The 12,641-nt window shown below is 67.4% G+C and carries 10 protein-coding genes and 1 pseudogene; 5 read left to right on the forward strand and 6 right to left on the reverse strand.

Annotation, left to right across the window (positions count from 1 at the left end; all coding sequences use genetic code 11):
- From DX912_RS05545 to DX912_RS05570, 6 genes and pseudogenes are all read right to left on the reverse strand, one after another.
- Positions 1–468: pseudogene (locus DX912_RS05545) on the reverse strand (hypothetical protein); the annotation flags it as partial.
- 434 nt (positions 469–902) lie between these two features.
- Positions 903–2,222 carry a replication-associated recombination protein A gene (locus DX912_RS05550; protein WP_115841797.1) on the reverse strand — a complete coding sequence of 440 codons (1,320 nt, stop codon included), beginning with the start codon at positions 2,220–2,222 and terminating at the stop codon, positions 903–905.
- Positions 2,223–2,371: 149 nt separating this feature from the next.
- On the reverse strand, positions 2,372–3,067 hold the full coding sequence (locus DX912_RS05555) for a hypothetical protein (RefSeq protein ID WP_115841510.1): 696 nt from the start codon (positions 3,065–3,067) through the stop codon (positions 2,372–2,374).
- 95 nt (positions 3,068–3,162) lie between these two features.
- Positions 3,163–3,789 (reverse strand): outer membrane lipoprotein periplasmic chaperone LolA, encoded by a 627-nt coding sequence (lolA, locus tag DX912_RS05560; protein ID WP_115841511.1) that lies wholly within the window; start codon positions 3,787–3,789, stop codon positions 3,163–3,165.
- Positions 3,790–3,881: 92 nt separating this feature from the next.
- Entirely contained in the window at positions 3,882–6,242 is a 2,361-nt protein-coding gene (locus DX912_RS05565) for a DNA translocase FtsK (RefSeq protein WP_232338402.1), read from the reverse strand.
- Positions 6,243–6,489: 247 nt separating this feature from the next.
- A complete protein-coding gene (locus DX912_RS05570) occupies positions 6,490–7,560 on the reverse strand; it encodes an alanine dehydrogenase (RefSeq protein WP_115841512.1) in 1,071 nt (356 codons plus the stop codon).
- Between the two features lie 297 nt (positions 7,561–7,857).
- Between DX912_RS05570 and trxB the strand changes: the two genes are divergently transcribed.
- The 5 genes from trxB to DX912_RS05595 all read left to right on the forward strand — a co-directional run bounded on the left by trxB (position 7,858) and on the right by DX912_RS05595 (position 12,588).
- The gene (gene trxB / locus DX912_RS05575; RefSeq protein ID WP_115841513.1) at positions 7,858–8,811 is read left to right on the forward strand and encodes a thioredoxin-disulfide reductase; all 954 of its coding nucleotides are present in this window, start codon (positions 7,858–7,860) and stop codon (positions 8,809–8,811) included.
- 70 nt (positions 8,812–8,881) lie between these two features.
- On the forward strand, positions 8,882–10,039 hold the full coding sequence (locus DX912_RS05580; protein ID WP_115841514.1) for a GNAT family N-acetyltransferase: 1,158 nt from the start codon (positions 8,882–8,884) through the stop codon (positions 10,037–10,039).
- Positions 10,036–10,806 (forward strand): leucyl/phenylalanyl-tRNA--protein transferase, encoded by a 771-nt coding sequence (gene aat / locus DX912_RS05585; protein WP_115841515.1) that lies wholly within the window; start codon positions 10,036–10,038, stop codon positions 10,804–10,806. Before DX912_RS05580 ends, aat begins: the two co-directional genes overlap by 4 nt.
- A gap of 98 nt (positions 10,807–10,904) precedes the next feature.
- The gene (gene infA / locus DX912_RS05590; RefSeq protein WP_031372296.1) at positions 10,905–11,123 is read left to right on the forward strand and encodes a translation initiation factor IF-1; all 219 of its coding nucleotides are present in this window, start codon (positions 10,905–10,907) and stop codon (positions 11,121–11,123) included.
- A 133-nt stretch (positions 11,124–11,256) separates the two neighbouring features.
- Positions 11,257–12,588: an aminotransferase class V-fold PLP-dependent enzyme gene (locus DX912_RS05595; RefSeq protein ID WP_181902722.1), complete on the forward strand. Its 1,332-nt coding sequence runs from the start codon at positions 11,257–11,259 to the stop codon at positions 12,586–12,588.
- Positions 12,589–12,641: the final 53 nt, after the last annotated feature.

Here is a 12,641-nt window from a genome sequence, read left to right on the forward strand (position 1 = left end):
GCCGCCGTCGCCGCCGTAGCCGTCGCCACCGCCGCCTTCGCCGCCGTAGCCGTCGCCACCGTAGCCGTCGCCTCCGGCGCCGCCCGATCCGCCATTGGCATTGCCGCCATTGGTGGCGACATTGCCGATGCCGTATGTGCGAACGTCGTATACCGCGCCTTCGAGCACGGTCGATGCGACGATCGTGCTGGAAGTGGAGCTGAAGGTGGAGGAGTCGGTGTAGGTGCTGGTCGCGGTGCCGCCGTTGTTCGCGGCCGCGGCTCCGTTGTCGGCGCCGGCCCAGCCGTCGTTCTCGCGGTTGTCGCCTGTGCTGCTGTCGGAGTTGTCGGAGTTATCGGAGTTGTCCGACGCGGTGAACGTATCGTCACCGTCGCCACCATTGCCGTTGGTCTGTTGTGCCATCGCCTGGCCGCCGAGCCCCAGGGCAATGAGCACTGCTGTTGCCATCAAGCTGGTACGAATGCGCATTGTTGTTCTCCTTTACGTGACGTCGGCTGGCACCCGGGGGAGGCACCGGTAAACGACGCAAGGAACTACACGCATGGCCGGTGCCAACCTTCGTTCAGGCGCGGCAACGCGTTGATCACGCGGGTTAATCGTCCTGAATCGCACACACGCCTTTCGCGCCGCGCCGCTGAAGCGGAGCGAACCGGATCGTCTCGTTGCAAAACTGGAATGCGTCTTTCGGCTACTGAGCGCCCCGCGCCTCAGATGTGTACTGCAAGGCCTTGATGCGTCGAGGCACGCAGCGCATTCGTTGCCATTCAGCCGCGCGTTTCAGCGCCGAAACGCGGGACATTACCGCGACACTTCAACGGTACCGTCGCTGTTGCGGCTCAATGACTTATGCGTGAATGTTGAAGCCAACTCCACGTTGCGGGCAGGCAACACGCGGAAAACGCTCAGGTTCCTTCGTCGTCGCCACTCACATTGCCATCACGCCGGGCGTCGTCGCGCAGCGCACGAAGGCGATCGAGTTTTTCCTTCAACCTGATCTCCAGCCCGCGTTCGACCGGGCGGTAGTACACGCGTTCGCCCATCGCATCGGGAAATCCGGTCTGGTCGAGCGCGATGCCGCCTTCGGCATCGTGGTCGTACTGATAGCCCTTCGAATAGCCGAGCTGCTTCATCAACTTCGTCGGCGCATTGCGTAGGTGCAGCGGCACGTCCTGCGTGCCGTACTGCTGCACGTCGGCGCGAGCAGCGTTGTAGGCGGCGTACACCGCGTTCGACTTCGCCGTCGTCGCCAGGTACACCACGACCTGCGCGAGCGCGAGTTCGCCCTCCGGACTGCCGAGGCGCTCGAACGTGTCCCACGCTTCCAGCGCCATCGGCATCGCGCGCGGATCGGCCAGGCCGATGTCTTCCACCGCCATGCGCGTGAGGCGTCGCGCAAGGTACGCACGGTCGCAACCCCCATCGAGCATCCGCGCGAACCAGTACAGCGCGGCGTCGGGATTGGAGCTGCGCACGGATTTGTGCAGTGCGGAGATCTGGTCGTAGAACTGCTCGCCGCCCTTGTCGAAGCGGCGCGTGCGATCGGCGAGCACCTGCGCGAGCGTCGTCGCGGTGATCTCGCCCTCCTCGCCTTCCGCCAGTTCCGCCGCGATTTCCAGCAGTGTCAGCGCGCGGCGCACGTCGCCGTCGGCGGCTTGCGCGATCTCGCCGAGCAGCGCGTCCTCGACCTTCAGCCCGCGCCCGCCGAGACCGCGCTCCTCGTCGTCCAGCGCCTGCCGCAGCGCGATGCGGATGTCGTCGGCCGACACCGCTTCCATCACGTGCACGCGGCAGCGCGAGAGCAAGGCGGAGTTGAGTTCGAACGAGGGGTTTTCCGTCGTCGCGCCGACGAACAGGATCGTGCCCCGTTCGATGTGCGGCAGGAACGCGTCCTGTTGCGCCTTGTTGAAACGATGCACCTCGTCGACGAACAGCACCGTGCGATGGCCCTCGGCGAAGCGCTGCGCGGCTTCGGCCAGCACCTGCCGCACCTCCGGCAGGCCGGAGAGCACGGCGGAGATCGCGCGGAAATCGGCGTCGGCGTACTTCGCCAGCAGCAGCGCGAGCGTGGTCTTTCCGCAGCCCGGCGGCCCCCACAGGATCATCGAATGCACGCGGCCGGATTCGATCGCGCGACGCAGCGCCGAGCGTGGCGACAGCAACCGCTTCTGCCCGACCATCTCGTCGAGCGTGCGCGGGCGCATGCGTTCGGCGAGCGGCTGCATGCCGCGGTTGTCGACGTGAAGCAGGTCGTCGGTCAGGGAGGACGAAGAAGTCGTGCGGCGGGCCACGTGCGGTCTCGCGGGAAGCTGCGCACACGATACCAAGCCCGGCTTCGGGGCTCTGTCATCGCGGATCGCACGCGGAAGCGGGTTCAGCGCGAGGATGCGGTGAGCTGCGGCTTGCCCGCGTCCTCCGGCCCCAGCTGGTAGTCCATCTGCAGCCATGCGCCGTCGCGGCGGTCGTACAGCGCGTGCACGCGCACCTCGCTGCTGCCGTCGCGGCCAAAATCCGCCAGGCCGCGCGCTTCCATGCCCAGGTAATGCGCGGCCATCTCGACCGTTTCGACGCGGTCGAGCTGCATGCGCACCGACGTCATGCCGAGTTCGCGCTGCAGCGTATCGGCCATGCGGTCTTCGAGTTGCTGCAAGGCGATGCCGTCGTTGGGAATGAGGCGACCCTCGCCGCCGACACCGAGTTCCAGCTCGGGCCATCCGGCCTGGCCGAGGAAGTCGTCGTAGCGACTGGTGAAACGGAAGCCGATCCAGCCGGTCTCGCCGGCGAAGCGCATGCCGCCTTCGCCGCGGATGAGCCGCTGTTGCGCATCGAGCGGCTGCGCCTGGACGTCGTCGAATTTCGCCTCGATCGCGCGGCCGCCGAAGCGCTCGGACAGTGCGGCCACGACCGTCCCGGCGATCGCCTTCTCCAGCGCGGCGCGGTCCATCGCGCGCGGCGCCGGTGCGGACGCCAGCGCACGCGCCGGCGCGGCGGCGGTCGCAGCGGGTTCGTTCGACAGGGCCGGTGCCGAAAGCAGGCACAGGCCGATCAACAGCGCGGGACGGCGGACCACGGGACGCTCCGGCGGCCGGCGGATCCGGCCCTGCCCTCACGAAAACGAAAAGGCCTGCCGAAGCAGGCCTTTTGCGTCGCGCCCAGCTGGACGGCTTACTCGCCGCCGATCACGTCCACGCCCTTGGGCGGCGTGTAGCGGAAGGTATCGGCGGCAAAGGCGGGATTGCGCTTCCAGCCGGTGAATTCGATCTCGGTGCGCTGGCCCAGGTTGTCGACGACCTGCATCTTCACCAGCCCGCTGCCGCCGAAACCCAGCCGCGCGCTGCGGAACGCCGCGTCCGACTCGTTCTTCGGCGCCAGCGACAACCATTCCAGGCCCTTGTCCATGCCCAGTTCCTTGACGATGAACTGTGCGTCGAGCTTCGCCGGATCGATCAGCGCAGCGAGCGGGCTGTTCTGTTCCTCCACGCCCTGCGGGCGGACCGTGGCCTGCTGCAGGTCCGGATCGAACACCCAGACCTTCTTGCCGTCGGCGACGATCAGCTGCGGATACGGCTTCACGTACTGCCAGCGGAACAGGCGCGGCGTCGCCAGCGCGAGCGTGCCGGTGGAGGTTTCCTTCAACTTGCCCTGCGGGTCGAAGACCTGCTGGCTGAATTCGCCGCTGAGGCCCTTGAGGCCTTTGGTGAAGGTGTTGAGGTCGTCGCGCGCACCGGCGAAGGCCGTGGTCGAGGCCAACGCGAGCGCCAGGACGGCGCCGATGAAACGAACTGCACGCATGCGAGAACTCCGGGTATCCACGTGTTGCCGGCGAGTGTGCCGGCGGTTGTCTGAACAGGCCTGCACGCCGCGGCATGGTGCCGCGGCACGGTTCATTTCGGCGGCGGCGGCGCCAGCACCGAGCGGTCGCCGTTGTGCTCCGGCGGGGTCACGACGCCGGCGGCTTCCATCGCCTCGATCAGGCGCGCGGCGCGGTTGTAGCCGATCTTCAGGCGGCGCTGCACGCCGGAGATCGACGCGCGGCGGGTCTCGGTGACGATGCGCACGGCTTCGTCGTACAGCGGGTCGGATTCGTCGCCGCCACCGCCGCCGGTTTCCGGCAGGCCGGTCGCGCCGACCACCACGCCGTCGCCCATCGTCTGTACTTCGTCGAGCACGCCTTCGATGTAATCCGGGCCGCCGCCGATCTGCTTGAGGTGCTCCACGACACGATGCACTTCCTCGTCCGACACGAACGCACCGTGGACGCGTTCGGGCATCGCGGTGCCCGGCGGCAGGTACAGCATGTCGCCGTGGCCGAGCAGCGTTTCGGCGCCGGACTGGTCGAGGATGGTGCGCGAGTCGATCTTGCTCGACACCTGGAACGCGATGCGCGTGGGGATGTTGGCCTTGATCAGGCCGGTGATGACGTCCACCGACGGGCGCTGCGTCGCCAGGATCAGGTGGATGCCGGCCGCACGCGCCTTCTGCGCCAAACGCGCGATGAGTTCTTCGACCTTCTTGCCGACGATCATCATCATGTCGGCGAATTCGTCGATGAAGATGACGATGAACGGCAGCGTTTCCAGCGGTCGCGGCGTCTCGCCGAGCTCGGCGTTCGGCTTGAACAGCGGATCCATCATCGGCTGGCCGGCGTCGATGGCGTCCTTCACCTTCTTGTTGAAACCGGCGAGGTTTCGCACGCCCACGCTCGACATCAGCTTGTAGCGGCGCTCCATCTCGGCCACGCACCAGCGCAGGCCGTTCGCCGCTTCCTTCATGTCGGTGACAACCGGCGCGAGCAGGTGCGGAATGCCCTGGTAGACCGAGAGCTCCAGCATCTTCGGGTCGATCATCAGCATCCGCAGGTCCTTCGCGGAGGCCTTGTACAGCAGCGACAGCACCATCGCGTTGACCGCGACGGACTTGCCCGAACCGGTCGTACCGGCGACCAGCAGGTGCGGCATGCGCGCCAGGTCGGCGACCGTCGGGCGGCCGGCAATGTCCTTGCCCAGCGCCAGCGTCAGCGGGCTGGTGGACTTGTCGTATTCCTTCGAGCGCAGCAGCTCGGAGAGGAAGATCATCTCGCGCGAGGTGTTCGGCGTTTCCAGGCCGATCACCGACTTGCCGGGGATCACGTCGACCACGCGGACCGACTTGACCGACAGGCCGCGCGCGATGTCCTTGTCGAGCGTGGAAATCTGGCTGACCTTCACGCCCGGCGCGGGCTCGATCTCGAAGCGCGTGATGACCGGGCCCGGATACGCGCCGACGACCTGCGCGTCGATGCGGAAATCCTTGAGCTTGAATTCGATCTGGCGCGAGAGGGTTTCCAGCGTCTGCTCGTCGTAACCCTTCGGCTGCGGCTTGGGATCGTCGAGCAGGGCCAGCGGCGGAATGCCCGTGCCGTCACCGGTGTGGAACAGCGGGATCTGCGTCTCGCGCTTGGCGCGTTCGCTCTTCTCGACCACGGCGGCGGCCGGCGGCGGCGGCTCGATCTTCACCGGCGCGCGTTTGGCCCGCAGCTCGGTATCGACCTTGCGCGCTTCCTCGCGTTCCTCGCGCATCGCGCGCGTCTGCTGCCACTCGGTCGCCTGCTTCTCGCCCTTGCGGAACAAGGTGCTCAGGGTCGGCCCGAACGCCAGTACCCACTGGCCGATCTTGTCCATCACCGCGAACCACGACAGTCCCGTGGCCAGGGTCACCGACACCAGCAGCAGCGCGAGCAGGAACAGGTTTCCGCCGACCGGGCCAAAGCCGCTGTAGAGCGACTTGCCGACCAGCTGGCCGAGGATGCCGCCAGCGCGCGCGGAGAAGGCCTCGGCGGTGCCGACGCGAAGTTCCAGCAGTCCCGTCGCGGCGACGAGGAATCCGACGATGCCGACCAGCCGCAGCGCGGGGCCGAAATCCGCCTCGCCGTCGCCGTCGCTGTCCATGCCGAACAGGGCGATCCACGCGATGGCACCAAGCATGATCGGCAACAGGAAGGCGACGTAACCGCACAGGTAAAGCAGGACGTCGGCTGTCCACGCGCCGACGCGTCCGCCGACGTTGTGCAGCGGCGCGGTCACGCTGCCCGAATGCGACCAGCCCGGATCCTGCGGCGAAAACGTCACCAGGCTCGCCAGCAGGTACAGCAGTAGCGGCGCGATCAGGATCAGCGCGATGTCGCGCACCAGCCGCTGCTTGCGCGGCGACGGCGGCAGCTTCTCGGCCTTGAGCTTCTTTCGACTGGCTGCGGACGCTTGCGCCACCGTGATGTTCTGCCTCAAATGGATTGCGTTACTTGTTGAATATACGACAGAAGTCGGCACGAAAGGCGATTTTCCAACCCTTCTGGAACGAAGTTCGCCTTCAGGATCGCACTTCGCCTGCCGTCATCCCGGCGAGGGCTCCGGGAGCGAACAACAGCCTATCCCAGCCAGCCGTTCCGCGAGCCCGCAAAGAAACGGGGAGCGCCAGTCGCCCGGCGCTCCCCGCGTCGTTCCTGCCGAAGGTGGCTTAGACCTTCATGTCCTGCAGCGCCGGGTGGACGATTCTGCCGCCCTCGACGTTGATGCCGCGGACCAGCGCCGGGTTGTTGCGCCAGTCGCTGCCCGAGGCCAGCTTGTTGACCCACGGCAGGATCGCCGCGCAGATCGCCTGCGAGCTGGTCTGCGGCACGGCGCCCGGCATATTGGTCACGCAGAAGTGGGTGACGCCCTCTTCGACGTAGGTCGGTTCCTTCCACGTGGTCGGACGCGAGGTCTCGAAGCAGCCGCCCTGGTCGATCGAGATGTCCACCAGCACGCTGCCCGCTTCCATGCCCTTGAGCATTTCGCGGTTCATCACGTGCGGCGCCTTGGCGCCGGTGACCAGCACCGCACCGACGACGAGGTCGGCCGAGGCGACTTCGCGCGCGACGACGTCCGCATACGGGTACAGCGCGGTGACGTTGTTGCCCAGGCGCATCATTTCGTCCATGCGGTCCTGGCGCATTTCGAACACCACGACGTTCGAGCCGCCCGCGGCCGCCAGCTGCGCCGAGGCGCTGCCCGCCTTGCCCGCGCCGAACACGACGACCTTGCCACGTTCGGTCGACGGCAGGCCGCCGAGCAGCTTGCCCTTGCCGCCCTGCGGCTGGTGCAGCAGGTGCGTGCCAACCTGCACGGCGATCTTGCCGGCGATGACCGACATCGGCGCCAGCAGCGGCAGGTCGCCGTTGGGCAGTTCGACGGTTTCGAACGCGACGCCGGTCAGTCCGATGTCGAGCAGTTCGCGCGTGAGCTTCGGCTCGGCCGCCAGGTGCAGATAGCAGAACAGCAGGTGATCCTTGCGCAGGTGCAACAGGTCGCCGGCGATCGGCTCCTTGACCTTCACGATCAGCTCGCCCTTCTCGTAGAGCGCCGCGGCGTCGGGCGCGATCTTCACGCCCAGCTGCGTGTACTGCTCGTCCTTGAAGCCCGACTTGATGCCGGCATCCTTTTCGATCCAGACCTCATGGCCGCGCTTGACCAAATCGCCGGCAGCGGCCGGAACGAGCGCGACGCGCCCTTCGAGGGTCTTGGTTTCCTTGGGAACGCCGATCCGCATGTCTCTTACCTTCGATCGTTGAAAAGCCGCGCGTGGTTGCGCGGCTCATTGGGGGGATGTGGTGACGAAAAAAACGCCGCATCGGCGGCGCGCGTGCCTATTGTCGTCCGTCGCGTCGGCGGCCTCACGGCGCAGTGCAACATTGCGTCGCGCGGCAGGCCCGGTTCAGTGCCTTGTTTTAGGGGGACCGCGCCGCCAAGCTATGACTCCTGCATTCGTTGCACACGCCTGCGTATGGCGGTTCATGCAACGAACCCTTTCGCGCGCAGCGCATCCAAACAGCACGCAATTATACCCATGAGCCCATCGAAGCACTCCAAAGTCATCATCCTCGGCTCCGGCCCGGCCGGCTGGACGGCCGCCGTCTATGCGGCGCGCGCGAACCTGAAGCCCCTGGTGATCACCGGCCTGCAGATGGGCGGCCAGCTGATGACGACGACCGAGGTCGACAACTGGCCCGGCGACGCGCACGGCCTGATGGGCCCGGACCTGATGGCGCGCATGCAGGCGCACGCCGAGCGCTTCGACACCGAAGTCGTGTTCGACCACGTCCACACCGTGGACACGTCCTCGCGTCCGTTCCGACTGGTCGGCGACAGCGGCGAATACACCTGCGACGCGCTGATCATCGCCACCGGCGCGACGGCGAAGTACCTCGGCCTGCCGTCGGAAGACCTGTTCAAGGGCCGCGGTGTGTCCGCGTGCGCGACCTGCGACGGCTTCTTCTACAAGGAGCAGGACGTGGCGGTGATCGGCGGCGGCAACACCGCGGTCGAAGAGGCGCTGTACCTGTCGAACATTGCGCGCAAGGTCTACCTCGTGCATCGCCGCGACACGCTGCGTGCCGAGAAGATCATGCAGGACAAGCTCTTCTCGAAGATCCAGTCCGGCAAGATCGAGCCGGTGTGGCACCATCAGGTCGACGAAGTGCTCGGCAACGATGCGGGCGTCACCGGCGTGCGCGTGAAGTCGGTGCAGGACGGTTCGACCAGGGACATCGCGATCCACGGCCTGTTCGTCGCGATCGGCCACACGCCGAACACCTCGCTGTTCGAAGGCCAGCTGGAAATGAAGAACGGCTACCTCGTCATCAAGACGGGCCTGGACGGCAATGCGACGCAGACGTCGGTGCCGGGCGTGTTCGCTGCCGGCGACGTCGCCGACCAGGTGTACCGCCAGGCGATCACGTCGGCGGGCTTCGGCTGCATGGCCGCGCTCGATGCCGAGAAGTTCCTCGACAAGGAGGGCTGAGGAACGCACGCGCGGATGACGCGGTGTTGCCGCGTCATTCGTGTCACGGAATTCCCGCTTCGACGCACCGATGCCCACCGCCCGCATCCTCGACTCGCTCGCGCAGGTTTCGCCCTCGCAGTGGGACGGGCTGCACGACGGCCGCAATCCCTTCGTCGCGCACGCCTTCCTGCAAGGGCTGGAACGGCACGGCTGCCTGCGCGAGAAGTGGGGCTGGCGCCCGCAACACCTGACGCTCTGGGAAGGCGACGAACTTATCGCCGCCGCGCCGGCGTACCTGAAGGACAACTCGCACGGCGAGTTCGTGTTCGACCACGCCTGGGCGCACGCCTATGCGCGCGCCGGCCTCGATTACTTCCCGAAGTGGCTCGGTGCCGTGCCCTACTCGCCCGTGACCGGGCCGCGCCTGCTGGCGAAGACGCGGGATCGGCGGCGCCTGCTCGTCGAGACGATGGCCGCGCTGTGCGGAAGCAACGAGCTGTCGTCGGTCCACGTCAACTTCCACACGGACCATGACGACGCCGACTTCGGCGGCGACTGGCTGTCGCGCATCGACGTGCAATACCACTGGCGCAACGATCGCGGCTGGCGCGGGTTCGACGACTACCTCGCCGCGTTCGACCACAAGCACCGCAAGAACATCCGCCAGGAACGCGCGAAGGTTGCACGTGCCGGCATCGCGTTCCGCGTGGTCGATGGCACGCGGGCCAGTGCGGACGACCTGTCGGCGATGCACGACTTCTACCTGCAGACGTTCGCCGAATACGGCAACCACCCGGCGATCACGCTGGAGTTCCTGCAGCACCTCGCGCGCGAGATGCCGACGTCGCTGGTGATCATGCTGGCGATGCGCGACGGCGCGCCGATCGCCGGCGCGCTCTGCCTGCGCGGCGGCGACACGCTCTACGGCCGCTACTGGGGCGCGACCGAAACCGTACCGGGGTTGCACTTCGAAACCTGCTACTACCAGGGCATCGAGTACTGCCTGCGCGAAGGCCTGACCCGTTTCGAGCCCGGCGCGCAGGGCGAACACAAGCTCGCGCGCGGCTTCCTGCCGACGTTCGTGCGTAGTCGTCACTGGATCGCGCACGAAGGCTTCCGCGACGCGCTGCGCGAGTGGTGTTCGCAGGAAGCCGCGTCGATCCGCGCCTACGCCCGCACGCTCGCCGCGCATTCGCCGTTCAAGTCGGCCGATGCGGGCACCGATGCGCCATCATCGCCGGCGTGAGCACCCTCCCCGCGCCGCTGCCGCCCGAACCCGATGCACCGTTTCCGCCGGTCGACCAGGCCTTGCGCCAGCCCGACGGGCTGCTGGCCATCGGCGGCGACCTGAGTCCGCCGCGGCTGCTCAACGCCTATCGCCACGGGATCTTCCCCTGGTATTCGCAGGGCCAGCCGATCTTGTGGTGGAGCCCCGACCCGCGCACGATGTTCGCCACCGACGGTGTGCGGTTGGGCTCCAAATTCCGCCGTGGCCTGCGTCGTTCGACGTGGGAGGTCCGGGCCGACACGGCGTTCGCCGAGGTCATCCGCGCCTGCGCCGAGACGCCTCGCCCCGGCCAGCGGGGCACGTGGATCACGCGCGAGATGCGCGCCGCCTACGAGCGGATGCATGAGCTCGGTCACGCGCATTCGTTCGAGGTATTCGACGGCGATCGGTTGGTCGGCGGGATCTACGGCTTGGCGATCGGCCGGATGTTCTTCGGCGAGAGCATGTTCAGTGCCGAGTCCGGCGGCTCGAAGGTCGCGCTCGCCGCGCTGGCGGCGCACCTGGGCAGCTGGGGCTTTCCGCTCATCGACGCGCAGGTCGAGAACGACCACCTGCTCAGCCTCGGCGCGGAGCTGTGGACGCGGCCGCGGTTCCTCGCCGCTGTCGCGGAACTGACCGCCGAGCCCGGTATCGTGGGCTCGTGGTCCGGGCGCGTGGGCTGCTGGCCCGCAACACGGCTGGCAGAGCCGGCAAGGGCCGCAGGGCCCGCTTGCCACGATCCTTAACCGATTTTTTGCACGAACGCCACCGGCATGGCAAAATGCGGGGCTTCGTTGCCGCTCCGCTCCCGGATGCGGCTCACGACCCACTCTCCAGGAAGCACATGGCAAAAGACGACGTGATCGAATTCGAGGGCACGGTGGCGGAAACCCTTCCGAACACCATGTTCCGGGTGCGCCTCGAAAACGGGCACGAGATCATTGCCCACATCTCCGGCCGCATGCGGAAGAACTACATCCGCATCCTGACCGGCGACAAGGTGAAGGTCGAAATGACCCCGTACGACCTGACCAAGGGTCGCATCACCTACCGCATGAAGTAATCGCTTCGATAGTTGCGGCAAGTGCTTGAAAGGAAAGCGGCCACTGGCCGCTTTCTTCGTTTTCGGGTGTCCGTCGCCCGGCGTGTCGCGCGTTGTCCCCATGGACCGCCACCGGTCGCTTCGGGGTCCTGCCATGCCCAGTCGTCGTGCGTTCCTCGCCGCACAAGGCGTGTTGTTCGCCGCCGCCGCGGCGCCCGCCGGATTGCTCGCCGCCCTGGCCGCCAACACACCGCCCCTGCCGCGGCTGGACGACTGGGAGGCGGTGCGCGGGTTGTTCCGCCTCGATCCGGCGTACCTGCACTTCTCCGGGTTCTTCATTGCGTCGCATCCCGAACCGGTCCGCCAGGCGATCGACGCCTTCCGCCGCACGCTCGACGAGAACCCCCTTCTCACGGTCGAGCACGGCATGTTCGGGTCGGACGAACAGAACCTCGAACGGAAGGTCCGCGAAGCCGCGGCGCCCTACCTCGGTGGGCGCGCCGACGACATCGCACTGACCGGCAGCACGACGATGGGGCTGGCGCTGGTCTACCACGGCCTGCAGTTACAGCCCGGCGACGAGATCCTGACCACCGTGCACGACCACGTCGTCCACCACGAGGCGATCCGCCTGTCGGCGATGCGCAACGGCGCCAGCGTGCGGAAGATCCGCCTGTTCGAGCGATCGGCAGACGCCACGGTCGAGGGCATCGTCGCCGCCGTGCGAGAGGGCATCGGCCCGAAGACGCGCGTCCTCGGCATCACCTGGGTGCAGTCGAGCACGGGATTGCGTGCGCCGGTTCGGCAGATCGCCGACGCCGTGGCCGAGATCAACGCCAAACGCGGCGAGGACCAGCGCGTGCGGATCGTGATGGATGGCGTACACGGCTTCGGCTGCATCGATGCGGCGGCCGCGGAACTGGGTGTCGACTACTTCTGCGCGGGCACGCACAAGTGGATCCTTGGCCCGCGCGGCACCGGCCTGGTGTGGGCGTCGGCGGAGAACTGGGAGCGGTTGCGGCCGACGATTCCGTCTTTCTCCGACCTCGAACTCTACGAGGCGTGGAAGGACGACCGCCCGCCGCGCGGCCCCAACGTCGCCGCGCGCGTTACGCCCGGCGGATTCCACGCGTACGAACACCACTGGGCGCTGGCGAGCGCCTTCGCTCTGCAGCAGCAACTGCAGCGGCCGCGCGTGGCGGCGCGCGTCGCGGAACTCAACGGGCGCATCAAGGACGGACTCGCCGGCATTCCGGGGCTCACACTGCACACGCCGCGCGATCCGGGCCTGTCTGCCGGCATCTGTTGCTTCGAACTGAAGGGCAAGACGCCGGACCAGGTCGTCGCGGCGATGCTGACGCGCAAGGTGCTGGCGAGCAGCAGCCCGTACGCCGTGAGTTACGCGCGCCTCGCCGGCGGGCTGATGAACTCGCCCGACCAGGTCGACCAGGCGCTGGCGGCGCTTCGCGAAGTGGCGAAGAGCTGACGGAACGAGCCCGTCAACCGAAGGAGCCCGTCAAAAGAAAACGCCGGGCGACT

The sequence above is a fragment of the Lysobacter soli genome, from assembly GCF_003382285.1.
Classification (GTDB): domain Bacteria; phylum Pseudomonadota; class Gammaproteobacteria; order Xanthomonadales; family Xanthomonadaceae; genus Lysobacter_J; species Lysobacter_J soli.

Coding starts and splice junctions, on each gene's coding strand:
- DX912_RS05550 (WP_115841797.1), bottom strand. CDS start 2,222: ATGCAGCCGCTCGCCGAACGCATGCGCCCGCGCACGCTCGACGAGATG.
- lolA (WP_115841511.1), bottom strand. CDS start 3,789: ATGCGTGCAGTTCGTTTCATCGGCGCCGTCCTGGCGCTCGCGTTGGCC.
- DX912_RS05570 (WP_115841512.1), bottom strand. CDS start 7,560: ATGCGGATCGGCGTTCCCAAGGAAACCAAGACCCTCGAAGGGCGCGTC.
- trxB (WP_115841513.1), top strand. CDS start 7,858: ATGAGCCCATCGAAGCACTCCAAAGTCATCATCCTCGGCTCCGGCCCG.
- DX912_RS05580 (WP_115841514.1), top strand. CDS start 8,882: ATGCCCACCGCCCGCATCCTCGACTCGCTCGCGCAGGTTTCGCCCTCG.
- infA (WP_031372296.1), top strand. CDS start 10,905: ATGGCAAAAGACGACGTGATCGAATTCGAGGGCACGGTGGCGGAAACC.
- DX912_RS05595 (WP_181902722.1), top strand. CDS start 11,257: ATGCCCAGTCGTCGTGCGTTCCTCGCCGCACAAGGCGTGTTGTTCGCC.